Below are 23,479 nucleotides of genomic sequence, written 5' to 3'. Positions count from 1 at the left end.
GTTTCAAAGTAATAAAAAACCAAACACGTAATGTGTTTGGTTTTTTTGTTTTATAAGCTGTGTTTATTTCTTAAGCTTCATTAACTTTGATATAGATGCCAAGCCAAATACAGCATTAAAATACCGACCAAAGCATCGAGTATATTCCACGCTTTTGGTTTGGCAAATAAGGGTCTAAGTAATCGCGCACCATAACCAAGCGCAAAGAAGAAAAAGAATGATGCGCTTACCGCACCAGCGGCAAATACGACTTTGCTAGTTGCGCCTGTTGAAACCATGCCGACGAGTACCAATGTATCTAGGTAGACGTGCGGGTTAAGCCAAGTAAAGCCAAAGCATAATAACAGTGCTTTTTTTAAGCTGGTGACGACTTGACCATCGACGGTAAGCGCATGCGATACGCGTACACTGGCATATAAGCTTTGGATGCCATAAGCCAGCAAAAATATGACGCCAGCAATTTTGGCAATATTGACGGCTTGCGGGTAGCGAGCCGTTACTGCGCCAAAACCGCCGACACCAGCAGAGATTAGCAGCGCATCACTGACCGCGCAAAATAAGCAGACGAAAAATATGTGCTCGCGTTTCAGTCCTTGTTTGAGGACAAAGGCATTTTGTGAGCCGATTGCAATGATGAGCGACAGCCCAAGCAAGAAGCCAGAAATATAATCGGGAGCATTCATAATAGTGCGCTTATGGTTTTAAGATTTGGTGTTTTTAGGGTTTTGTCTTTCACATGATTGGAGAGGTTGTAATGTGAGAATCTTGACATTTTGCTTACTGGCAGCGCCGTAAAAAGCTGTTAAGATACGCTATTGAGTAAATCGATGCAATATGAATAAACGCAGTACGAGCAAAATATGAATGCACTGGAAGATAGGCAGAAGCGGTCATGGTCGTAAGTTTGGCAAGAATGCTACAGTCCTTTGGGCAAGCTCAAGACCTGCCAACACTTGCGGCTAAAAATGCTCAGAAAATGGCAAGTAGTGGTGATAGTACGTCTAATGATAAAGCAGCCGATAATGAGCAGACTCAAGCGAGCAGCAAACGTTCTACGCTTACGCCGCCTGAGCGTGCGGATCGTATTTGCGCTGCGTTAGCACAAGTAAATGATATCCGCTTGGCAACGCCATTGACCGATCGCTATTTAGCCAATCGTGCTCAGATGCGCCCAACCAATCGCCCTCCTTTTGACCCTGATACGTTATGGTATCTCAAACATGGACGCTGTCCGATTATGACTGAGCTTGTTGATGTGGTCGATGAAGCCACCCTAAATGCCATGCCTATTGAGGCCGTTGCGATACTAGATAGGATTAATGGTAAGTTAAAGCGCTACCGTGAGTGGAGTAGCGAGCTCAATGCTGAGCAACAACAGCAACATAATGAGCGCCAATTCGTCATTGATAAGCTGGTGTCCGAAAGTATCCCTGAGGCGCTACATCACTATGAACAGCTGCAACGCTTTAGTCCGCACCGTACCAAAAATAATATGGTACAAGGAAAAATGACCGCAGGCGATATGTTGACCGATTTGTTTTTAGAGATTGATTACGAGCTTGATGAATTACTAGATGAGCTACACCAAACGGTGATGAATAAACTGGCTTCGACACATCGCTATGTTAAAAGCCGAACCCAAAGCTAGTGGTTGCTTGTTTTTTAATTATGGGCTTTTACTCATGGACTTTCACTCATGAACTTTGAATTGGCGTTATGAAAGTAATATAAGTCAGCATGATTAAACACAATTGATTCAATGTATAACAATATAGGGCTTTTATAGAGCCTTATTTTTTTGTTTAATGATAGCTATCTATTTTATTTAGAATAATACGTTTATTTAAAATAATAAGAAATTTGCCAAACAATTTTGCTAAGCAATAAGGACAACCTAATGACCCAATTGACTGCGATGTTCGTAATGTTTGTTTTATATGGCGTGCTGCCAGCCGCTGGGTTGTATCTAGGATATCGTGGTATTAAAAAAGTGACGGCGCCCAAAATGCTTGAGTATAAAGCGATGCCGCAGTTAGGCTATATTCCCGAAAAAAGCTTGCCAGTTGAGGTCAAAACAGCCCTTGATCAAATCAATGACAAAGGCGAAAAGCTGCGCGTCATTTATGGTGATACCAATAATGATGGCAAAATTGATAATAAAGATACCGTCAACGAAACCTATGTCATGATTCAAAACCTAATGGACAGGCATGTGCCACTTGCCGTAGCAGACTATCGCCGCTTACATGACTTAGATGTGGGGGACGGCGCGCTTGCCGATAGCACTAAAATTAAGTACTCCAATGTCACTGGCAAAGAAGCATTGTTAGATGTGTTGAGCACGATTAATACCCAGTTTGATGATTCACTTAATGCTTCCTATCATCAAGATGGACAAAAGCTACTTGCAACCAATCGATATTTACAAAAACGTTTTAACAGTCCTGCCGTTGATGCGGATATTCAGGGGCTTAATAATGCCGATAGTGCCATTGTTAATCATAGTAATAGAGAAATAGAAGCCCTTGAAAATCCCACTGATGCAAGTGGCAAAAGCGCGAATACGAATGCTAAAGATATTAAATTGTAATTACCCAATCGTATGAGCTAAATAAAGGTTAGGCGTATATGAGTGTTTTAATTGGCGTTGGCATTGTGACGACGGTCACTACTATTTATTTAGGTAGAAAAGGCTGGCACGCATTGCATAAAATGGTTGGCATTACCCCAGGTGTGCTTACGTATCAAGATAATAATACGCCATTGGCACTATCTGCGGTAAATTGGCAGCAGCTAACTTTAAATAAAAAGCACTTAAAGGTATTGCCAGATAATCAACTACGTCAATTGCAGCGTATCGATGAAAAGGTCGGCAGCTATCAATCTTATCAAAAAACACGACAAGCTCAGAATAAAACGCCTGCGGTCACAGAACAGCAGTTTGTGTTAAATAAAATGTTGCATACTCGTTTACCTGAAATGCTGGCCAGTCATTATCAGCTAGTAAATATAAATAGAAGTAATAATGAGGTAAATCAGCAAAAAAAAGCTGAAGCTAGTGAGTTATTACAAGAGGCATTAAATAATATAGAGCATCGTCTAGATGAACTATTAAAGCAAATAGAGGTTCAGCAGTTGCAGGAATTACGAGTCATGAAGAACTATATTAATAGCCATGATAGCTAAGCTTTTGGTTAGTAATATTATTAAGAAACGCATAAAAAAGCGGTCAATGAATGAATCATTGACCGCTTTTTTTATTAACTACTTAAAATTTATAAAAGATTCAAAGTAAGGTTAAATTAATCCGATTAACGCTTGTTGTTACGGTCACGGGTATTACGCGTACCGCGACTGGCAGGGCTAGCACTGCTCTTAGGTTTTGCGCTGCTAGGACGGCTATCACTACGAGTGTCCGTACGACGCGCTTTAAGCGGCTTGTTTTTAATACGTTCTTGCTTCTCTTTAGCTGCACCATGCAGACCTGTACCGTGACGTGGGCGTAAGCTCACCAAATCCGTCAAGGTATTGATGTCTTTTTTATCAAGCTCTAAGAAACGGCCGGTACGTAGCTCTTTTGGTAAGATAATCGTACCATAACGTGTGCGCAGTAGGCGGCTAACTTTAAGACCTTGCGACTCAAACAAACGACGTACTTCGCGGTTACGACCTTCTTTTAACTTGACGTGATACCATTTATTGACGCCTTCACCGCCGCCTTCTTTAATATCTTCAAACTGCGCCATGCCATCTTCTAACATGACGCCAGACGTTAACGTACGAGCGATATCTGGTGTCACTTCACCAAGTACACGCACTGCATATTCACGTGTCACTTCGCTAGACGGATGCATTAAGCGATGCGCCATTTCGCCATCATTGGTAAATAATAACAGACCAGTCGAGTTAATATCCAAGCGACCAACCATTACCCAGCGGTCATGAGTCAGCTTTGGCAACCGCTCAAAGACTGTTGGACGGCCTTCTGGATCATTGGCAGAGCACACTTCGCCTTCAGGCTTGTAATAGGCTAAAACGCGACGACGCTTTTCATTTTCGGCCGTGTATTTGATCTGACGACCATCAACACGAATCTCATCGCCTTGTTCAACACGGTCGCCGATAGTCGCTGGACCATTATTAACGGTCACGCGACCTGCCTTGATCACTTCTTCCATCTGACGACGTGAGCCAAGTCCCATACGGGCGAGGGCTTTTTGGAGTTTTTCATCTTTCATAACGATATCCTTGAGTCGGTGGGTTTACATTTCTCAATGTATAAATTTGGACTGACTATTATACGCTATTTATCAAAGCTATGTTTAAGATAAAGTTTTTAAGGCTACGATTATTGGCAATAAGCCATGTTTTATTAGATAGTTATGAGTTTAAGCAAGGTCTTTATATTTGGCGAAAGCGAATATAAATTAATTGTTACTCTTACGTAATTTTTACCAAAAACGACCTAATGTTATTCAATATTTAACCACCTATGTTATTATGGCTTTGTTTTTTTGTGGCTAATGTAGCCCTTTAGTATAGTTGTCTTAATTGGCTTAATCGGTAGACGCTACTTATACCTATGATTTATAAAGGTTTTTCTATGTTTTTCAATTCATCAAAGTTATTAAGTGTAGCGTGTCTACTCATGATTAGCCTAGTGTCAGGCTGCTCTAGCATCAATTCGGGCCTACAATCTGGCGACTTACCACCTAGTGGATCGTTCTTGGCTGCAAGTGGTATACAGTTCAATGTTCAACCTTTAAGTCTAGCAACGCTGCCACCTAAAAAGACTATAGCTCCTAGTAGTGACTTGGCACGTTTGATAAAGACATCTGGACGAGTAGATTATCGCATTGCTGAAGGGGACATTTTGGGTATTACTTTAGTAGGGTATCCAGAGATTGCACCTCCTTTAACGAACAGTAGTAATACTGCTAATCCTTATGCATTAGGTTTCCCTGTTGATCAACAGGGCTTCGTTCAATTTCCACTAATTGGGCGTATCAAAGCCAGTGGTATGAGTGTGCCGCAATTTACCGCTAATTTACAAAGACAGCTTCAACGTTATCTTAAGTATTCAGATCCGCAGGTTAAAATCGTTAACTATCGTGGTAATAATTTTTTTATTGATGGTGAAGTAAAGCAGCCTGGCGAATTTGCTATTGCTGATGTGCCTGTATCTCTTTATGGTGCGATTTCTATGGCAGGTGGTGCTACTCCTACGGGAGATTCAAACAATGTCGTGTTGAATCGTAACGGGGTTAGCTACAATATTGGATTACAGTCGCTCAGACAAATGGGTGCTTCTGCAAATCAGATTTATTTGCAAGATGGTGATTCTATTCATGTGAACAGCCAAGATCGTAATAAGGTGTATGTTCTAGGGGAGTTTGGACAAGTAGAGCCTGTACCTATCTTAGAGCAAGGTATTAGCTTAGCGCAGGTCTTGGGGGAGTCGAAAGGGCTTAATTCTAACACGGCAAATGCTGCTAAAATATATGTGGTCCGTGATAATCTGAATACGAGAGCGACGGATATTTACTATGTAGATATGCAGACCATTACTAGCTTTGCGCTTGCCAATCGTTTTGAGATGCAGCCTAATGATATCGTTTATGTTGATCCCACTGGCTTGACGCGTTGGAATCGTGTTATTAGCTCTATTCTACCTTCCACATCAGCCATCAGAGCGCTCTCAGGGTTATAGATAATAGGTGATAACAGTTATGGCGTTTGATAATATTTTAGTCGTATGTGTTGGTAATATTTGTCGCAGTCCCATGGCAGAAGCATTATTAAAACAGCGTTATCCACATAAGAATATTGATTCTGCAGGTGTTGGCGCTTTAGTCGGTCACCCTGCCGACCCTGCTGCGTTAGAGATCATGACAGCGCAGCAGCTTGATATCACTAAGCATATAGCAAAACAGATCGATGAAACTTTGGCAAAAAAGGCTGACATTATTTTTACCATGTCAGAAGGTCAAACGAAATGGATTGAAGAACGCTGGCCGTTTTGCCGTGGTAAAACCTTTAAGCTTGGTCATTGGATGAATAAAGACATTGCCGACCCTTATAAGCATGAAATGAGTGCTTTTAAAACAGCATATCAAGATATTGTTGAGAGCCTAGAACAGTGGGCCGATAAAGTTAGCTAAATAGCTGCCATTAAACGACTAACCTTAAGTGATGAACATACAGTTATGAATACAGATTCAAAGAATTTATCAAACTCTGCTTCTAAAGAAGATAATGACGAAATTGATCTTATGGCGCTGCTGTTTGCCATTTTGCGTGGCTGGAAAGTCATCGTATTTTTCGCTGTATTGGGCTTGGTAATAGGAGTATTATATAGCAGATATGTTAATCCTACCTTTAAGTCAGACGCACTTATTCAAATTGAGGAAAACTCTAAAGGGGTTGCTGCCTTAGGGGCAGATATTTCTGAGCTAATTGGTTCAGAAGTTAGTAAAGCTCAAGCAGAGGCAGAGCTGATAAGGTCGCGTATGATCTTAGAGCCTGTGGTCAATTTATTGCATCTACGTATCCAACTGTCTGATCCTAATATTGGTGCTTTAGATAGAATAAAAAGTAATAGTACGGATACTCAGATCAATAAACCGGAAGGTGTCTCTCTTAAAACTGAGGATGGTGAAGTACAAGTCAGTCAGTTCAATGTTTCGCGAGAGTATCTAAATCAACCATTTACCTTAACGCGCTCTGCGACAGGGTTTGTGTTAAGTAATGGCTTTGACGATTTTAAAGGTCAGTTTGGTAAAGCTCATCAATTCAGAGGGACGGAGGGTCAGATTCAAATCACAGTCAACGACCTACCAGCTGACGGATATCCAATTAATATTACCAAGCAATCACTCCAAATAACGACTGAGCAGATTAATAGTGCATTATCCGTGGTTGAAAAAGGTAAGCAGACAGGCATTATTCAGTTGTCTATGACAGGTGCCAATCAGCAGCAGACTAGTTTGATATTAAAACAAATCGTTTTATCTTATATTGATCAAAACCAGTCTCGTGGTTCTGAAGAGACCACCAAAACGATTAGCTTTATGGAAACTCAGATTCCAACCTTAAAGAAAAAACTGGAAGACTCTGAAGCCATATTCAATGAGTTCCGTAAGAAGTATGGCACTATTGACGTAGGTAAAGAGGCAGAGCTGTTATTGACAGAAAACTCTCAAATCGATGCTCAGCTTAATGAGTTAAAGCTCAAAAAAGCGGATCTTACGACTTACTACACGGAAGAGCATCCACTGGTTATCCAAATCAATGAGCAGCTTGCAGTACTTAACGATAGAAAAAATGAGATAGACGATACGATTGCGGGCTTACCTGAGATTCAAAGAGAGTTTTTACAACTGTCAGCTGACAGTACGATTAACAGAGAGATTTATTTAACTCTACTCAAAAACTATGAACAGCTGAAAATCGTCAAAGCGGGTCAAATTGGTTTTGCACGTATTATTGATTTGCCTATCAGTACTTATAGAGCCATTGCACCGAAAAAATTGCAAATTATGATATTGGCTATGCTGTTAGGAGCGATGCTCGGAACGATGCTCGTGCTGCTTAAGAACATGCTTAGAAATGTGGTCAAGGATCCTGAGCGTATTGAAGCTAAGACAGGTGTTCCTGTAGTAGCCACGATTCCACGCTCTCCACTATTAACAAGACTGCGTAGAAACAAGAAAGCGCCTAACAGATTGCTGGCTTACGTGGATAATAATAGTTTGAGCTATGAAGCTATTAAGAGCTTAAGAACCAACCTGATGTTTGGTATGCCAGTGCAGGGTCGAGCAGGTCAACGAGCCAAAGTTATCCTCATTACGGGTGAAAGCCCTGGTGTCGGTAAATCTTTTATCTCTTCTAACTTGACAGAGGTATTTGCCCAGTTAGATAAAAAAGTCCTCATTATAGATGCCGATATGCGCTTGGGCGAGCTGCATAGGATGTTTAGTATGAGCCAAGATAATGGTTTGGCAGATTATCTATCACAAGATACGACTCATTTATCAAAAGATAACTTTGAAGTATCAAAAGTTATTGCTACTCAAGACGCTAATAGTTTGGCAAGCTTTATCCATCCGACTGGTATAGATAATATTGATTTTATGCCACGCGGTCAGCATCCACGTAACCCAGCATCACTATTGGCTAATGGCAGTTTTGATCATTTAATGACAGAACTAAACCTGCATTATGATTATATTATTATTGACTCACCACCTATCTTAGCGGCCTCTGATGCCATGATACTAGCGCAGCACGCTGATAAAGTGTTGATGGTCACAAGATATGATGACTCGATAGAAGGGCAGTTAGTTTATGCGGTCAATCAGATGAATAAAGCCAATATTAAAGTTGATGGCATTATTCTCAACGATGTACAACAAGGGATTATGAGCAAATATAGTTATCACTATAGTTATGCTTATGGTAACAATAATTAATTATTTTTAGAGTTTTACCTAAATTAATATCCTTTAAGTAGTTGAGTGTTATGTTTATAAAGTCAGAAACTAAAAGTGCGTATCAGTTACTGAATGATAAAAGCGGCTGGTTACAACGTATAGCAGAATACTTGTTGTCGTTACCTCGTGGTGTCAAGCGGGGAATCTTGCTTACTGTAGACTTTGCGCTGTCATTGATTTGTTTGTTTTTAGCCTTGTCTTTACGCTATGGCTATCTTGGCAATCACATTGGTTTATTGGCACTATGCTTTTATTCCATTATTCCTATCATAGGTTTGTATGCGATAGGGTTTTATAGAGGGGTGGCTAGGGGCTTTTTTGATGCCGTTATGGCAAATGTCTCACAGCTGTTTTTTTTACTGATTGTGTTGTATGAAGTCGTTCTATTTATTGACTTTTTTCCCACCATGCCGCGCTCAGCCCCTATCATATTCCTATTTCTATTCTTTATATGGTTGTGGAATAGCAGACTGACTATCCGTGAGTTTCTAACGCGCTTACAAGGCAAGAGCCAACAACGCACTAAAAATGAGGATGGTTATGAGAATGTCGTTATTTACGGGGCAGGAGAGGCGGGTCGCGACCTTTTAGAAGGCTTAAGAAACTCGCATAAATATAATGTTGTGGCCTATATTGACGATGATCCTCAGCTTACGGGTGCTTATTTACTCGGCAAAAAGATTTATTCTGCTCATGATTTAGTAAGCTTAGTAGAGGAGCTAGATGTTGCGCAGGTATTTCTGGCAATACCCTCTATTAGTCGCGCGCAAAAACGCCAGATTATAGATAAGCTCTCAGGCATTGCGATAAAAATCAAAGAATTGCCAAGCTTAGAAGAGATCGCTGACGAAAAAGTGACCGTCAGTAGTATGCGCAAAGTAGATATCTTGGATGTGTTAGACAGGCAAACTGTTGAACCTGATGCGAAATTGCTGCAGATGAATATCAAGGGTAAGTGCGTGTTGGTCACTGGTGCAGGTGGCTCTATCGGTAGTGAATTGTGCCGTCAAGTAATTAAGAACCAGCCTAAATGTATCGTGCTCTATGAGTTGTCTGAATTTGCGCTTTATAGTATTCATCAAGAGCTGACCATCAAGCAAGCCAATACGCCTGCCTATAAAAATATTGAAATTATTGCGATCATCGGTAACGTCACCAATGAATCCAACCTGCTTAGAATACTGAATCTGTATGACGTACAGACGGTTTATCATGCTGCTGCTTACAAGCATGTGCCTATGGTTGAACACAACCCCTTTGAAGGTGTTATTAATAATACTAAAGGTACTTATCATTGTGCCCGAGCTGCGATTGCAGCAAATGTTGAGACCTTTGTACTTATATCGACTGATAAAGCTGTAAGACCGACCAATGTGATGGGTGCTTCTAAGCGTTTAGCAGAGTTGGTTTGCCAAGCGCTAAGCCAGACGGATAGCCAAACCTGCATTAGTATGGTACGTTTTGGTAATGTTCTAGGCTCATCAGGATCTGTAGTACCTTTATTTACTAAACAGATAGAACAAGGTAAGCCGATCACGGTCACCCATCCTGATGTGACTCGTTATTTTATGACGATTCCAGAAGCGGCAAACTTAGTCATCCAAGCAGGTGCGATGGCATCAGGTGGTGAGGTGTTTGTGCTTGATATGGGCGAGCCGGTCAAAATAGTTGATTTGGCTCAGCGAATGATTCATTTAAGTGGTTTTGATATTAAAGATGCTGCCCATCCTGAGGGCGATATCGAAGTCATCTTTACGGGACTTAGAGATGGAGAAAAGCTTTATGAAGAGCTCATCATCGGTGAAGATAATGTTGAATCAACTGATCATCCTCTTATCATGCAAGCGATAGAGCATAGTTTCCCATTGGATGAGCTTGAATCAGTATTGTTTGAGCTTAGTGACAAGCAAAAGCAATTTGATGTCCCTTGGCTAAAGCAGCAATTTAAGCAGTTTGTAGCAGGTTATCAAGAAGGGTCTAAAGCTGTATAAATTAATAAACTTCCCAATACTATTTCTTAACTAAAACTGGTTAGATGAACAAAGGAAAATTATGTTAGATATCGACAATATAAAAATAGCAGTTATCGGACTTGGTTATGTAGGTCTGCCTTTAGCCGTTGAGTTTGGTAAGCATCGCCCAGTAATCGGTTTCGATATCAATACTAAGCGCGTGCAAGAATTAAGAGATGGCTTTGACGGTACGCTTGAAGTAAGCAGCGAAGCATTAAAAGCCGCTAATTCATTAAAATTTACCACTGAATTGAGCGAAATTGTCGACTATAATTTTTATATCGTCACAGTACCGACACCGATTGATGAAAATAATGCACCAGATCTTACGCCCTTAGAAAGTGCCTCTGAAGCGGTGGGAAAAGTTATCAAAGCTGGCGATATTGTGGTTTATGAATCTACAGTCTACCCTGGTGCGACAGAAGAAGTTTGTATCCCTATTATAGAAAAAATATCTGGTCTAACCTTTAATCAAGATTTTTATGTTGGATATAGCCCGGAACGTATCAATCCAGGTGATAAGGTAAACACCTTAACTAAAATCACTAAGATTACTTCAGGCTCAACACCAGAGGCAGCTGATTTAATCGATAGTCTTTATGCCTCTATTATTACTGCTGGTACTTATCGTGCAACGTCAATTAAAGTTGCTGAAGCTGCTAAGGTTATTGAAAATACGCAGCGCGACTTAAATATCGCTATCGTTAATGAGTTTGCTAAGATCTTTAATATCATTGGTATAGATACGCAAGCGGTATTGGATGCTGCTGGTAGCAAATGGAATTTTCTTAAATTTAAGCCGGGTTTGGTTGGTGGGCATTGTATTAGTGTCGATCCCTATTATTTGACTCATAAAGCCCAAGAAGTTGGTTACCGTCCAGAAGTTATTCTTGCTGGTAGACGTATCAATGACGGTATGGGGCAGTATGTGGCTACACAAATGGTCAAAAAACTGGCGCGTAGTAAAATACATATCGATGAAGCAAAGGTATTGGTACTTGGTTTTACCTTTAAAGGCGACTGCCCTGATACCCGTAATACCAAAGTCATTGATATTATTAAAGAGCTAAAAAGCTTCAATATCAATGTTGATGTTTATGATGATTGGGCTGATAAGCAAGAAGTATTCGAGCATTACGGCATTGAGTTAATCAATGAGTTGCAAAAGGGCTATTACGATGGTGTCGTGGTTGCCGTTGATCACAGTAAGTACAAGCTGATGGGCGTAGAGGCTATTAGAGCACTAGCTAAATCAAATCATGTTGTCTACGACGTTAAGCATGTATTCCAAGAAGGCGAAACAGACATTCGTTTATAAAAACTGAAGGAAATTATAATGAAAAAATTTGCACTAATAGGCGCGGCTGGCTACATCGCACCGCGACATATGAAAGCTATCAAAGAGACTGGTAATGAACTATCTGTCGCCTATGATATCAATGATTCTGTTGGTATCATCGATAGTATCTCTCCTAGTAGTGAGTTCTTTACTCAATTTGAGCGCTTTAGTGATCATTGTCATCAGCTGAAACGCGATCCCAATACTAAGATTGATATATTTTCTATTTGCTCGCCTAATAACTTACATCATTCTCATATCACAGCAGGTCTCAGATTGGGCGCAGATGTCATTTGTGAAAAACCTCTAGTGCCCACTGAAGCGATTCTGAATGATCTCATCGAAGTCGAAAAAGAGACAGGTCATAAAGTCTATAATATTTTACAGCTGCGCCATCATGACGCGATATTAAAATTAAAAGAACAGATAGCTAATGACAATCGCGCAGAAAAATACGATGTAGAGCTAACGTATATTACCTCTCGCGGCAAATGGTATTTGGAAAGTTGGAAAGGTAACTTAAACAAATCCTTTGGTATCGCTACTAATATTGGCGTACATTTTTTTGATATGCTGCACTTCATATTTGGTGATTTGGTAGATAGCGAAGTCTATTATACTGGTCAAACCAAAGCTGGTGGTTACTTAGAATTTGATAAAGCGCGTGTGCGTTGGTTCTTATCTATTGATGCCAATGACCTGCCTGAAAGCGTTAAAGGTAAGCAGCCGACTTATCGCTCTATTGATATCGAAGGTGAAGAGATTGAGTTCTCAAATGGTTTTACTGACTTACATACTATCTCATATCAAGAAATCCTTGCAGGACGCGGTTATGGTTTAGAGGATGCTAGGTTCAGTGTTAAAACAGTCGAGCATATCCGTCATGCCAAAGATTTAGTCACCGATGAGTCAAGACTACACCCGAATGTGAAAAAGCTACTAACGGAGTCAAGTTTATGAGTGCTTCTATTCATCCTAGTGTCAGTATCCATGAGTCAGCAATTATAGATGCAGGTGCGACTATCGGTAAAGATAGTCGTGTTTGGCATTTTGTACATATATGTGCTGAAGCAAAAATCGGCGATAGATGTTCTATGGGTCAAAATGTCTTTATCGGCAATAAAGTCATCATCGGCAATGATTGTAAAATACAAAATAACGTCTCTGTTTATGACAATGTTACTCTAGAAGATGGCGTGTTTTGTGGCCCAAGTATGGTCTTTACCAATGTCTATAACCCTAGATCATTCGTCGATAGAAAGTCTGAATATATGAGTACCCTGGTAAAAACAGGTGCCTCTATGGGTGCCAACTGTACGATTGTATGTGGTAATACTATTGGTAAATTTGCCTTCATCGGTGCTGCCACTTTGGTTAATAAAGATGTGCCAGACTATGCGTTGATGGTCGGCGTACCTGCCAAGCAGATAGGCTGGATGAGCGAGTACGGTGAGCGTTTAGATTTACCGTTGACTGGTAATGGTGAGACAAGCTGTATCCATACGGGTGCTAAGTATACGCTTACTAATGGCACGCTTACTAAAGAGGAGGCTTAGCATGCAATTTATTGATCTGGTCGCACAGCAGGACAGAATAAAAGACAAACTAAATGCCAATATCCAAAAGGTATTGGCTCACGGTCAATATATTTTAGGCCCTGAAGTACATGAGCTTGAAGAAAAGCTATCAGCATATACGGGTGCTAAATACTGTATCACTTGTGCTAACGGTACTGATGCGCTACAAATCGCCCAAATGGCATTTGGTATCGGTCCTGGAGACGAAGTCATCACACCAGGATTTACTTATATTGCGACAGCAGAGACGGTAGCGGTACTAGGTGCCAAGCCTATCTATGTAGATATCAATCCAAAAACTTATAATCTAGATGTCGAGCAACTTGAAGCTGCGATTACCCCGCGCACCAAAGCCATTATTGGGGTTAGCCTCTATGGTCAATGTGCAGACTTTGATGCTATCAATGCTATCGCAGCGAAACATTATATTCCAGTGATTGAAGATGCCGCCCAAAGCTTTGGGGCTAGCTATAAAGGTAAGAAGTCTTGTAATTTAACGACGGTTGCCTGTACCAGCTTTTTCCCTAGTAAGCCGCTAGGTTGCTACGGTGATGGTGGTGCTATTTTCACCAATGATGAGGTGCTGGCGACCGTAATACGCCAAATAGCTCGTCATGGTCAAGATCGACGCTATCACCACATCCGCGTCGGTGTGAATAGTCGGCTAGATACCTTACAAGCAGCGATACTACTGCCTAAGCTTGAAATCCTAGATGATGAGATGCAAGCACGTCAGCGCGTAGCAGAGACGTATAATCAGCTCTTTACTGAAGCGGGCATTACGACGATACCCTTTATCGAAGCACACAATCAATGTGCGTGGGCGCAATATACTATCCAAGTAGATAATCGGGATGAGATACAAGCTAAGCTAAAAGAACAAGGTATCCCGACAGCAGTACACTATCCTATTCCTTTAAATAAGCAGCCTGCGGTTGCAGATAGTAATGCAGTTCTACCAGTAGGGGACGTAGTCGCTGAGCGAGTAATGAGTTTGCCTATGCATCCTTATCTAGGTAATTCCAATATTGAGAGAACCAGCATAAATATTATAAACATAGCTAGCAATATGTGAAGGTACATATAATGAATGCCTATAATTTTAATAACGCAAAATTTCAATATCTTACATCTAATGAACGTGATGAGAGATTTTTAAATTTTAATGAGTTGAATAACGAGCTAATATTAAACTATTCAAAAGATACTACTGTATTAAGTATTAAAGATAAGGATAAAGAGGTTACTATAATCGGTTTTTGCATTGATGCCTATGCAGAGTTAGAGCGTTACTCAATTGCTAAGTATTTGTGCGTTTCAATAGATGATATTGAGAGTTTGATAAAATTAGTAGGGCGTCTAGCTGGTAAGTATATAATAGTGTTTCAAAATGGAAAGGATGTATACATAGTTGGGGATGCCTCAGCTTCTTTACCAGTTTACTATTACTTTAATGATAATAACGAAATCAGCTTTTCCTCATCTGAATATATTATATCAAGCTTTTTAGATTTAAATAAAAGTGAAAAAGCTAGTTTGATTGAAAATATGGCAGCGCCTGGTATTGGTTTGCCAAATAATTTATCAAGATATGATAAATTATTTTTTCTTTTACCTAATCATTATCTTGATGTTCCTAATCGGAATGACAAAAGATACTTTATTTGTTATGACGATAAAAAAGCGGAAAACTTCAGTTCAATACTAAATCAAAGTATGGCAATTATTAATAATATAACTCAAGAATATAGTAAGTATTATGAATTAGTGTGTCCCCTAACATCTGGTTGGGATAGCCGCATAATTTTATCATTTCTAACGAAAAACAATGAAACTGAGTGTTATACATTTGATCATGATTCTTTTAATAAAGACTCAGCAGAAACTAACATACCCCAAAGAATATGTAAAGATCTCAATATAAAGTATACTAAACTTCTAGTACAGGAGATGCCCTTAGAAATCAAAGAAAGTGTTGAATCCATAATTGGTAGCCATCATATACAGAAAAGAGTTAACTTAGCTTACACAATTAAAGAAGAGTTTAATGATAAAGCAATTTTAGAAGGAAGTATTATTGGTCATATTGGCAAAAGTGGTATGTTTGGAGCAGTTCCTGATTGGCTAGCCAATGATACCTATTTTATTACTAAAACACATAGCTATTCAAAGGAAAGTAAAAGACAAACTATTAAGTATTTAAGTGAACTTAGAAAATCAGTAGATAAAGATAAACTTTTTGACCTTTTTGCATTGGAAATACGTTGCGGACGTTGGGGCAACCAAAGTTCAGAAATATACTCATCATTAGGAGTAAATATGTTGAATATATTTAATAACTCTGAGCTAATATTCTTATGGACTGAAATTGCTAGGAGAGAACGTAACAATAAGAACTTGCACATATCATTTATGGAGCATAATAAACCAGAGTTACTGGATTATGCTTTTAATCCAGATTATAAGTTAAGTTTTGTTAAAGATAATAGATATTCACACTATTTAGCTAGCCTTATAAAATATTACTATAATAAGATTAAAGTAAGTATTTAGTTTTTTCTTGATTTAAAAAAGAGTATTAAAATTGCTTAGAATAAGATTGAACGATATAAAAAGAAGGCTTTCACAGAAAGGTTCTTCCAGATCTATATCAATATTGGTTGGTGGTACTGCTTTATCGCAATTAATAACTCTAGCAGTACTGCCACTACTTACAAGGCTATATTCTCCAGAGAATTTCTCATCATTGGCTATTTTTGTTTCGTTCTCCGGAATAATTAGTGTAATTGGATGTTTAAGATTTGAAATGGCAGTGCCCATCCCGGAAAGTAATGAAGAAGGGTTTACTATCTTAGTAACAGCACTTCTAATTTCTTTATTGACTTCAATTTTGACTCTAATACTTTTATTTATATTTAGGTATTATTTTGAAGATTATTATAAAAGTATTTTTTTATTGAGTATATATATCTTGTCCCACTCTCTATATGGATGGCAAGTACTTCTTTAGCATTACAATATTGGTTAATTAGGGTAAAAAGGTTTGAAATAATAGCACAATCGAAAGTAAGTAGGTCTATAGGTGGTAGCGCTATACAGCTAATAGGTGGGCTGTATGGTATGTTGACTCTAGGACTCATATACGGACAAATTATAATACATGGAGCAGGTGTAACTAGACAAGGATACAGTATATTAAGAAAAGACATTAAACTTATCAAACAATTTAGATTTAGTGAAATATTACCAACTTTTAAAAAATATAAATATTTTTCTTGTTACTCATCGTTAGGGGCATTGTTTAACAGTGTTAGCACACATGCACCTATACTAATTATTGCTGCTTTTGCGGTTAGCGCTGAAGCTGGTTACTTAATGCTAGCAACAAGAGTGCTATCATCTCCTATATCTTTAATTGGAACTTCAGTGGGCCAAGTTTTTACTTCGAGTGCAGCGGAAGAATATCGCGCTGGGCGTCTGGGCGAATTAGCTAAAAGAAATATAATAGGCCTTATAAAGATTGGAGTTGGTCCATTAATATTTCTTACAATAGTCGCACCTTTTTTATTTAAAATATTGTTTGGTGAAGAGTGGATACGTGCAGGGGAAATAGTTAGGTGGATGACTCCTTGGATAATTATGCAGTTTTTATGTGCTCCAATAACTACATCCTTACAAATTATTAGAAAAGAAAATATAGCATTTAGACTTAATGTTTTTGGTTTTTTTATAAGAACAGGCATAGTATTAATATCAGCTTTAATATTTCCTTTACTCATGGTTGAGATGTATGCGATATCTAGTTTTATGTTTTACACGGCATATTTCTTTACGATTACTCATATGATTGGTTTAAGTCTAAAAGATGTTGCAGCCTGTATAAAAGGAAGTTCTTTTATTTTAAGCTTTTGGGTTATATTTTCTTTTGTTACATACGCGATACTCAAAGTTTTAGGTGATATATGGCATTTAGTTTAAGTACAAAGAAACTTTATTTTACTATGTTACTCTTATTTATCTTTGTTGTTACTATTAGTATGGTGACAACTTCCCAAATATCAAGAGTAATCGTTGAACAAGCTAGATCTGCGTCAATATTAGGCTTAGGTTTAGGTCTGGTCTTAAGTATCTTTTTGACTAAAATAAGTTATAAAAATGTATTTTCACTAACTGTTATAATTTCATTTTTTAGTTTTGGATATTTATTATCTTTAATTTACGGCGGGCTAATAAATAGTACTGTAACAGTAACTACTATGTTAATAATCTTTATGGGTAATTACTTACTCTATTCTTCCGAAATAGAGGTGTTTCAGTACAAATTTGCTCGATGGTTTATTATTTATGCAATTATTGTTCTTATAATAACTATTATTACTAAAGGTCTTATATTTACGCCTATACCAGTATTTATTTTTGAGTATTCCTCCAATGCTTATGATATAAACGCCTTATATAGCCAAGGAACCTCACAGTTTTATGGCTATAGCGCATTGGCTGCTGCATCACTTATAGTTACTCAAGACAATAAAACAAAAAAGAATATATTAACGATTCTTGTGCTTTTGTTTATTTTATTGAGCTTTTTAGGTGGGGCTAGAGGTGATAGCGTTTTTGCATTGATAGTAACGTCATTTTACCTAGTTTACAGATTAAGTTTAGTGCAAAATATAAAAATTTTAATCTTTTTATTGGTAACGATTTATGTTTTAAGTAAGTTTTATAGTTTTGAAGACTTCATTATTTTCCAAAGGCTAGAGGTTTTGTCAGATGGTTTGGGATCTCGTGATGTCTTATTATCTCAATCAATAATGCTACTTGTAGATAATACCAGTTGTCTAATTCATGGTTGTGGCTTTGGGTTCTTTCAAAGTTACTTTCACTATCCTATAGATCTTTATCCTCATAACTTTATCATTGAGTTATTGATTGTTTTTGGCTTACCCATCACAGCCATACTATTATTAACATCTTATGGAGGATTTATGGAGTTTTTTAGACGTAATGGAAGAGTAGACATAATTGGGCTATTCTTTATATACGCTTTATTTCTTGGATTAAAAAGTGGAAGTTTAAATACAAGCTGGTTGCTAATGACATTTTTTATATTTTTTATATCTTATTATATGTCTAGTAATTGGTCTAAAATTGTCAATTTTAATACAAGGTAAGCTTTATGTTAAAAGTATGTCACTTAACATCTGTTCATTATCGTTACGATACACGTGTTTTTTTTAAAGAATGCACATCTTTGGCTAATAATGGATTTTCAGTTTCATTGATAGTTGCTGATGGTAAAAAAAATGAGCAAAAAAATGGTATTTCTATTTTTGATGTCGGCGCTTCAAACGGGCGTTTAGACCGTATGCGTAATGTGACAAGCCGTGTCTTTAAAAAAGCAGTTGAATTGGATGCTGAGATATATCACTTACATGACCCAGAGCTTATACCTATAGGTTTAAAGCTTAAAAAACTGGGTAAAAAAGTCATTTTTGATGCTCATGAAGATTTACCAAATCAGATATTATCTAAACATTATATCAGTCCTTTAATTAGAAAGCCTTTATCGACTATAGTCAGAATTCTCGAAAGTCAGACTTGTTCACGACTAGATGCTGTAGTGGCTGCTACACCATTTATTAGAGATAAATTTATAAAGATAAATAAAAATACTGTTGATATAAATAATTACCCGAAACTGCAGGAATTTAATAACCTCCCCACAGATGATAAACGAGAAGGTCAAGTATGTTATATAGGTGGTATAGCTGATGTTCGTGGTATTGTTGAGATAGTTCAAGCAATGGAGTTAACAAATAACAAAAGCTCTCTTAAGGTTGCAGGAAGTTTTATAGATAAATCTTTAGAACCAAAAGTTAAGGCAATGACTGGATGGGAAAAAACTGATTATTTGGGCTTTGTGGGTAGAGAAGAAATAAAAGAAACATTGTCTGAGTCTATCGTTGGTTTAGTTACCTTGCATCCCACGCTTAGTTATATTGATTCGCTCCCAGTAAAAATGTTTGAGTATATGAGTGCAGGCATTCCTGTCATTGCATCTGATTTTCCACTTTGGAGATCTATTATCGATGCCGCACAATGTGGGATTTGTGTTGATCCGCTAGAACCTCAAGAGATAGCAGACGCAATAGATTATCTTGTAGATAATCCCGATATAGCTACCAATATGGGTGAAAATGGAAGAATAGCTGTTATGGAAAAATATAACTGGGCTATTGAAGAGAAAAAATTATTCAAGCTATATGATGATTTATTAGGAAGTAAAGTATGAAGATTCTAACAGTAATTGGTGCGCGTCCCCAGTTTATCAAAGCCAGTGTGGTATCTAAGGCGATTCAGAATAGCTCGATATTAGATGAAAAGATTATCCATACTGGTCAGCATTTCGATGCCAATATGTCGAATATCTTTTTCGATCAATTGGGCATACCTAAACCTCATTATCAGCTTGATATTAATAGTGGTAGTCATGGTTCTATGACAGGGCGCATGTTAGAGCAGATTGAAGAAATTTGTTTGGCGGAACAGCCAGACAGATTGATGGTTTACGGTGATACCAACTCAACTTTAGCAGGTGCTTTAGCGGCTGCAAAATTACATATTCCTGTCGCCCATATCGAAGCGGGACTGCGTAGTTTCAATATGCAAATGCCAGAAGAGATCAATCGTATTTTGACAGATCAGGTCAGTGATATACTATTTTGCCCAACAGACACGGCAGTGAGCAACCTGAAAAATGAAGGTTTTGATAAAAAGCCTGTTCAGGTGCTAAACGTAGGCGATGTTATGCAAGATTCGTCTTTATTCTTCTCTGAGCGTGCCGTTAAAGGATCATCGTTAGTTGATGTGCCTAATGAAGGATTTATAGTAGCCACTCTGCATCGCGCCGAAAATACAGATGATGCGAACCGCCTAAAGTCTATCATAGAGGCACTAAATTATATCCATGAACATATAAGACCTGTCGTACTGCCGTTACACCCTCGTACACAGAAGGTAGTCAAATCTCTTGGTCTAGAGCTCAAAATGTCAGTATTAGAGCCTGTCGGCTATCTTGAGATGATTTGGTTACTTAAGCATTGTGATGCGGTAGTCTCAGATAGTGGCGGCGTGCAAAAAGAGGCGTTTTTCTTTAAAAAACCATGCGTGACCATGCGCGATCAAACTGAGTGGGTAGAGTTAATAGAGCATGGCGTCAATGTATTAGCAGGTGCTGATACGCAAAAGATTATTCAATGTACTGAAGCTATGTTAGGTAAAACTATTGAAGATCCATTAAGTTTGTACGGCGGTGGACATGCCTCTCAAAATATTGTTAATGTATTAGAAAAGGCTTAGTCAATAATGAGTAAAAGTAAATCCATTTGGATTATCAATCAATACACCTCAACGCCAGAGACTGCGCAGGGTGGACGTCATTATTATTTTGCTAAGTCATTAGCACGCCTTGGTTATAGCGTTCATTTAATAGGGGCGAGTTATACGCATTTTCTAAAAGAGCCTATATATGTCGCAGATGATTTTAAAATAGAAGAAGTACAAGAGAACTTTAGTTTCGTGTGGGTAAAGGTTGCTCAATACCCTGAAGCCCACAGCAAAAAAAGAATAGCGAACTGGTTTACTTTTGCTTGGAAGCTATTTAAATTACAAGATGCTTTACCAAAGCCTGATGTGATTCTTTATTCATCTCCCTCTCTAGTTGGCTATTTAGGCGCAGAGAAATTAGCAAAGAAACTGAATGTGCCTCTCGCTTTTGAAGTACGAGATATTTGGCCTTTAACGCTATGTGAGTTAGGAGGATACTCTACAAGTCACCCATTTATTAAATTATTACAATGGATTGAAAAGCGTGCTTATAAAAACTCTGATTTCGTCATTTCGAATTTGAAGAACTCTTATGAGCATATGCAATCGCTTGGTATGAATACTAATAAGTTTACTTGGATACCGAATGGTTTTCTAAAAGAAGAAGTTGAGAATGCTGAACCTTTAGAGGCCCGTACCATAGAGCAACTACCTAAAGATAAGTTTGTGATTGGCTATGCAGGGACTTTTGGTGTCGCTAATGCACTAGACTCATTGATTAGTGCTGCCAGCCAATTAACGCAATATCCTGATATTGCCTTTGCATTGGTTGGGCAAGGAAAATTGAAAGCTAATTTGCAAAATCAAATCACTAAGCTGGGTCTGGAAAACATATATTTTGTAGACGCTATTCCGAAAGCTCAAGTGCAAAGCGTATTGCAGACATTTGACATTTGCTATATAGGTTTAACAAAGGATCCTTTATTTAGATTTGGCGTATCTCCTAATAAATTGTTTGACTATTTGTATTCAGGCAAGCCTATCATATATGCTATTGATTCAGGGCTTTATACGCCAGTGGCAGATGCACAAGCAGGCATACAAATAGAGCCAGAGAATGCACAGCAAATAGTAAAAGCAGTACTTGAAATGTACAAATTGACACCTGAACAACGTATTAAGATGGGTAGAAATGGTCATAAGGAAGCTGTTAACTCATATGAGTATGGTAGCTTAACTAAAAAACTAACTTCTATATTATTTGGTGAATAACTTGATAAAACGCCTTTTCGATATCACTGCTGCGACCACCGCTTTGGTCGCTTTATCTCCGGTATACGCCATCACTGCTTACAAGGTCAAAAAGAACTTGGGCTCGCCGGTGCTATTTCGTCAAACACGTCCGGGTCTAGACGGTAAACCGTTTGAGATGGTTAAGTTTCGCACGATGAAAGATGCCATAGATAGTGATGGCAATCCTCTACCAGATAGCGAGCGCTTGACTGATTTTGGTAAAGCGTTGCGCAATAGTAGTTTGGATGAGCTACCTGAACTGTGGAATGTTGTCAAAGGTGACATGAGCTTAGTCGGACCACGCCCGTTATTAATGGAATACCTACCGCTATATAGTAAAGAGCAAGCGCGTCGCCATAATGTGCGCCCTGGTATTACCGGTTATGCGCAAGTGAATGGGCGTAATGCTATTGGTTGGGATAAGAAGTTTGAGCTTGATACTTGGTATGTAGATAACCAATCATTATGGTTAGATATCAAGATACTACTTAAGACGGTAAAAAAAGTGGTTATCAAAGATGGTATTAGTGCTGACGGCGAAGCGACAATGAGTAAGTTTATGGGTTCTCAAAACCAATCAGCTTTAGAAAATAGCTATGAGTAAAGTATTTGCCGTCTACGGTGCCTCAGGCTGTGGTCGTAGCTTAATGCCGGTAGCCGTTGATCAATTACAAAGAATAGATGATCAAGAAAATAGCCAAATCGTATTTATTGACGATGCATTAGATGAAGATGCTAATGTTAACGACTATACAGCGATGAATTATGCAAGATTTAAAAGTATAGATAGTGATGATAAGTTTGTCCTAATTGCCATTGCTAATAGCAGCATTCGTCAAAAAATTGCAGATAAATTGGTTCAAGACGGTATCTCACTGTGGACAGTAAAAGGAACGACTACTTTAATTATGGATGCAGTCAGTATCGCTGCCGGTGCTGCGCTTAGTCCCTTTGTCACTATTGCTGCTAACGTCACTATCGGTAAATGCTTCCATGCCAATCTGTATAGCTATGTCGAACACGATTGTGTGATTGGCGATTATGTCACCTTTGCCCCGCGCGTCAGTTGCAATGGCAATATTCATATCCATGACCATGCTTATATCGGCACAGGAGCAGTCATCAAGCAAGGTACACCTGATAAGCCATTAACTATTGGTAAAGGTGCCATTGTAGGAATGGGAGCAGTTGTTACCAAAGACGTGCCAGCAGGAGCTGTTGTGGTTGGTAATCCTGCAAGACCCCTCAATAAATAAAAAACCAAGATTAAGTATTTCGTTATAAGCGATTAATCGTCAGTGATTAATCGTCAATTATAAATAAGCACCATCGAGGCAACTATGTTAGACACTCCATCTTCACCTTGGCCAAGCTTTACTCAAGAAGAGGCTGATGCGGTCAGTCAAGTATTACTATCCAACAAGGCAAATTACTGGACAG

Annotated in this window: 21 protein-coding genes; 19 read left to right on the top strand and 2 right to left on the bottom strand. The window is 38.6% G+C overall.

Features of this window, described 5'->3' with window-relative positions; all coding sequences use genetic code 11:
- Positions 1–80 precede the first annotated feature (80 nt).
- Entirely contained in the window at positions 81–683 is a 603-nt protein-coding gene (locus JMX94_RS01095) for a LysE/ArgO family amino acid transporter (RefSeq protein WP_201562501.1), read from the bottom strand.
- Between the two features lie 209 nt (positions 684–892).
- On the opposite strand from JMX94_RS01095, the gene JMX94_RS01090 reads away from it, so the two are divergent.
- From JMX94_RS01090 to JMX94_RS01080, 3 genes are all read left to right on the top strand, one after another.
- Positions 893–1,648, top strand: a complete 756-nt coding sequence (locus JMX94_RS01090; RefSeq protein ID WP_227673458.1) for a hypothetical protein — start codon at positions 893–895, stop codon at positions 1,646–1,648.
- A gap of 249 nt (positions 1,649–1,897) precedes the next feature.
- The gene (locus JMX94_RS01085) at positions 1,898–2,590 is read left to right on the top strand and encodes a hypothetical protein (protein ID WP_201562499.1); all 693 of its coding nucleotides are present in this window, start codon (positions 1,898–1,900) and stop codon (positions 2,588–2,590) included.
- Positions 2,591–2,628: 38 nt separating this feature from the next.
- Positions 2,629–3,186, top strand: coding sequence for a hypothetical protein (locus JMX94_RS01080; RefSeq protein WP_201562497.1), 558 nt, complete (start codon positions 2,629–2,631; stop codon positions 3,184–3,186).
- 125 nt (positions 3,187–3,311) lie between these two features.
- Here the strand turns inward: JMX94_RS01080 and rluB are convergent, their stop codons facing one another.
- A complete protein-coding gene (gene rluB / locus JMX94_RS01075) occupies positions 3,312–4,238 on the bottom strand; it encodes a 23S rRNA pseudouridine(2605) synthase RluB (protein ID WP_201562495.1) in 927 nt (308 codons plus the stop codon).
- Positions 4,239–4,648: 410 nt separating this feature from the next.
- Here rluB and JMX94_RS01070 point away from each other — a divergent pair, with 410 nt between their 5' ends.
- The 16 genes from JMX94_RS01070 (at position 4,649) to JMX94_RS00990 (ending at position 23,295) form a co-directional block, all read left to right on the top strand.
- On the top strand, positions 4,649–5,710 hold the full coding sequence (locus JMX94_RS01070) for a polysaccharide biosynthesis/export family protein (RefSeq protein ID WP_227673457.1): 1,062 nt from the start codon (positions 4,649–4,651) through the stop codon (positions 5,708–5,710).
- Between the two features lie 19 nt (positions 5,711–5,729).
- Positions 5,730–6,161, top strand: coding sequence for a low molecular weight protein-tyrosine-phosphatase (locus tag JMX94_RS01065; protein ID WP_201562491.1), 432 nt, complete (start codon positions 5,730–5,732; stop codon positions 6,159–6,161).
- Between the two features lie 45 nt (positions 6,162–6,206).
- Positions 6,207–8,471 (top strand): polysaccharide biosynthesis tyrosine autokinase, encoded by a 2,265-nt coding sequence (locus JMX94_RS01060; RefSeq protein ID WP_201562489.1) that lies wholly within the window; start codon positions 6,207–6,209, stop codon positions 8,469–8,471.
- 50 nt (positions 8,472–8,521) lie between these two features.
- Positions 8,522–10,483, top strand: coding sequence for a nucleoside-diphosphate sugar epimerase/dehydratase (locus tag JMX94_RS01055; RefSeq protein ID WP_201562487.1), 1,962 nt, complete (start codon positions 8,522–8,524; stop codon positions 10,481–10,483).
- 61 nt (positions 10,484–10,544) lie between these two features.
- The gene (gene tviB / locus JMX94_RS01050; RefSeq protein ID WP_201562485.1) at positions 10,545–11,822 is read left to right on the top strand and encodes a Vi polysaccharide biosynthesis UDP-N-acetylglucosamine C-6 dehydrogenase TviB; all 1,278 of its coding nucleotides are present in this window, start codon (positions 10,545–10,547) and stop codon (positions 11,820–11,822) included.
- A gap of 18 nt (positions 11,823–11,840) precedes the next feature.
- Positions 11,841–12,803: a Gfo/Idh/MocA family protein gene (locus tag JMX94_RS01045; protein WP_201562483.1), complete on the top strand. Its 963-nt coding sequence runs from the start codon at positions 11,841–11,843 to the stop codon at positions 12,801–12,803.
- The gene (locus JMX94_RS01040) at positions 12,800–13,399 is read left to right on the top strand and encodes an acyltransferase (RefSeq protein ID WP_201562481.1); all 600 of its coding nucleotides are present in this window, start codon (positions 12,800–12,802) and stop codon (positions 13,397–13,399) included. The genes JMX94_RS01045 and JMX94_RS01040 overlap by 4 nt, the downstream gene beginning before the upstream one ends.
- A gap of 1 nt (position 13,400) precedes the next feature.
- Positions 13,401–14,495, top strand: coding sequence for a DegT/DnrJ/EryC1/StrS aminotransferase family protein (locus tag JMX94_RS01035; protein WP_201562479.1), 1,095 nt, complete (start codon positions 13,401–13,403; stop codon positions 14,493–14,495).
- Positions 14,496–14,506: 11 nt separating this feature from the next.
- A complete protein-coding gene (locus tag JMX94_RS01030; RefSeq protein WP_201562477.1) occupies positions 14,507–15,973 on the top strand; it encodes a hypothetical protein in 1,467 nt (488 codons plus the stop codon).
- A 402-nt stretch (positions 15,974–16,375) separates the two neighbouring features.
- Complete coding sequence (locus JMX94_RS01020; protein ID WP_307843717.1) at positions 16,376–17,398, top strand: oligosaccharide flippase family protein; 1,023 nt, start codon at positions 16,376–16,378, stop codon at positions 17,396–17,398.
- Positions 17,383–18,591: a hypothetical protein gene (locus JMX94_RS01015; protein WP_201562471.1), complete on the top strand. Its 1,209-nt coding sequence runs from the start codon at positions 17,383–17,385 to the stop codon at positions 18,589–18,591. Before JMX94_RS01020 ends, JMX94_RS01015 begins: the two co-directional genes overlap by 16 nt.
- Before the next feature lie 5 nt (positions 18,592–18,596).
- Entirely contained in the window at positions 18,597–19,712 is a 1,116-nt protein-coding gene (locus JMX94_RS01010) for a glycosyltransferase family 4 protein (RefSeq protein WP_201562469.1), read from the top strand.
- On the top strand, positions 19,709–20,779 hold the full coding sequence (gene wecB / locus JMX94_RS01005) for a non-hydrolyzing UDP-N-acetylglucosamine 2-epimerase (RefSeq protein ID WP_201562467.1): 1,071 nt from the start codon (positions 19,709–19,711) through the stop codon (positions 20,777–20,779). Before JMX94_RS01010 ends, wecB begins: the two co-directional genes overlap by 4 nt.
- Before the next feature lie 6 nt (positions 20,780–20,785).
- On the top strand, positions 20,786–22,018 hold the full coding sequence (locus JMX94_RS01000) for a glycosyltransferase family 4 protein (protein WP_201562465.1): 1,233 nt from the start codon (positions 20,786–20,788) through the stop codon (positions 22,016–22,018).
- Between the two features lies 1 nt (position 22,019).
- On the top strand, positions 22,020–22,643 hold the full coding sequence (locus JMX94_RS00995) for a sugar transferase (RefSeq protein ID WP_307843716.1): 624 nt from the start codon (positions 22,020–22,022) through the stop codon (positions 22,641–22,643).
- Positions 22,636–23,295, top strand: coding sequence for an acetyltransferase (locus tag JMX94_RS00990; RefSeq protein WP_201562461.1), 660 nt, complete (start codon positions 22,636–22,638; stop codon positions 23,293–23,295). The genes JMX94_RS00995 and JMX94_RS00990 overlap by 8 nt, the downstream gene beginning before the upstream one ends.
- Positions 23,296–23,479 lie beyond the last annotated feature (184 nt).

Origin of the sequence: Psychrobacter sp. CMS30 (genome assembly GCF_904846565.1) — a bacterium.
GTDB lineage: Bacteria > Pseudomonadota > Gammaproteobacteria > Pseudomonadales > Moraxellaceae > Psychrobacter > Psychrobacter maritimus.
The sequence above is the reverse complement of the archived record's forward strand: the minus strand, read 5'-3'. Positions and strand labels throughout refer to the sequence as shown.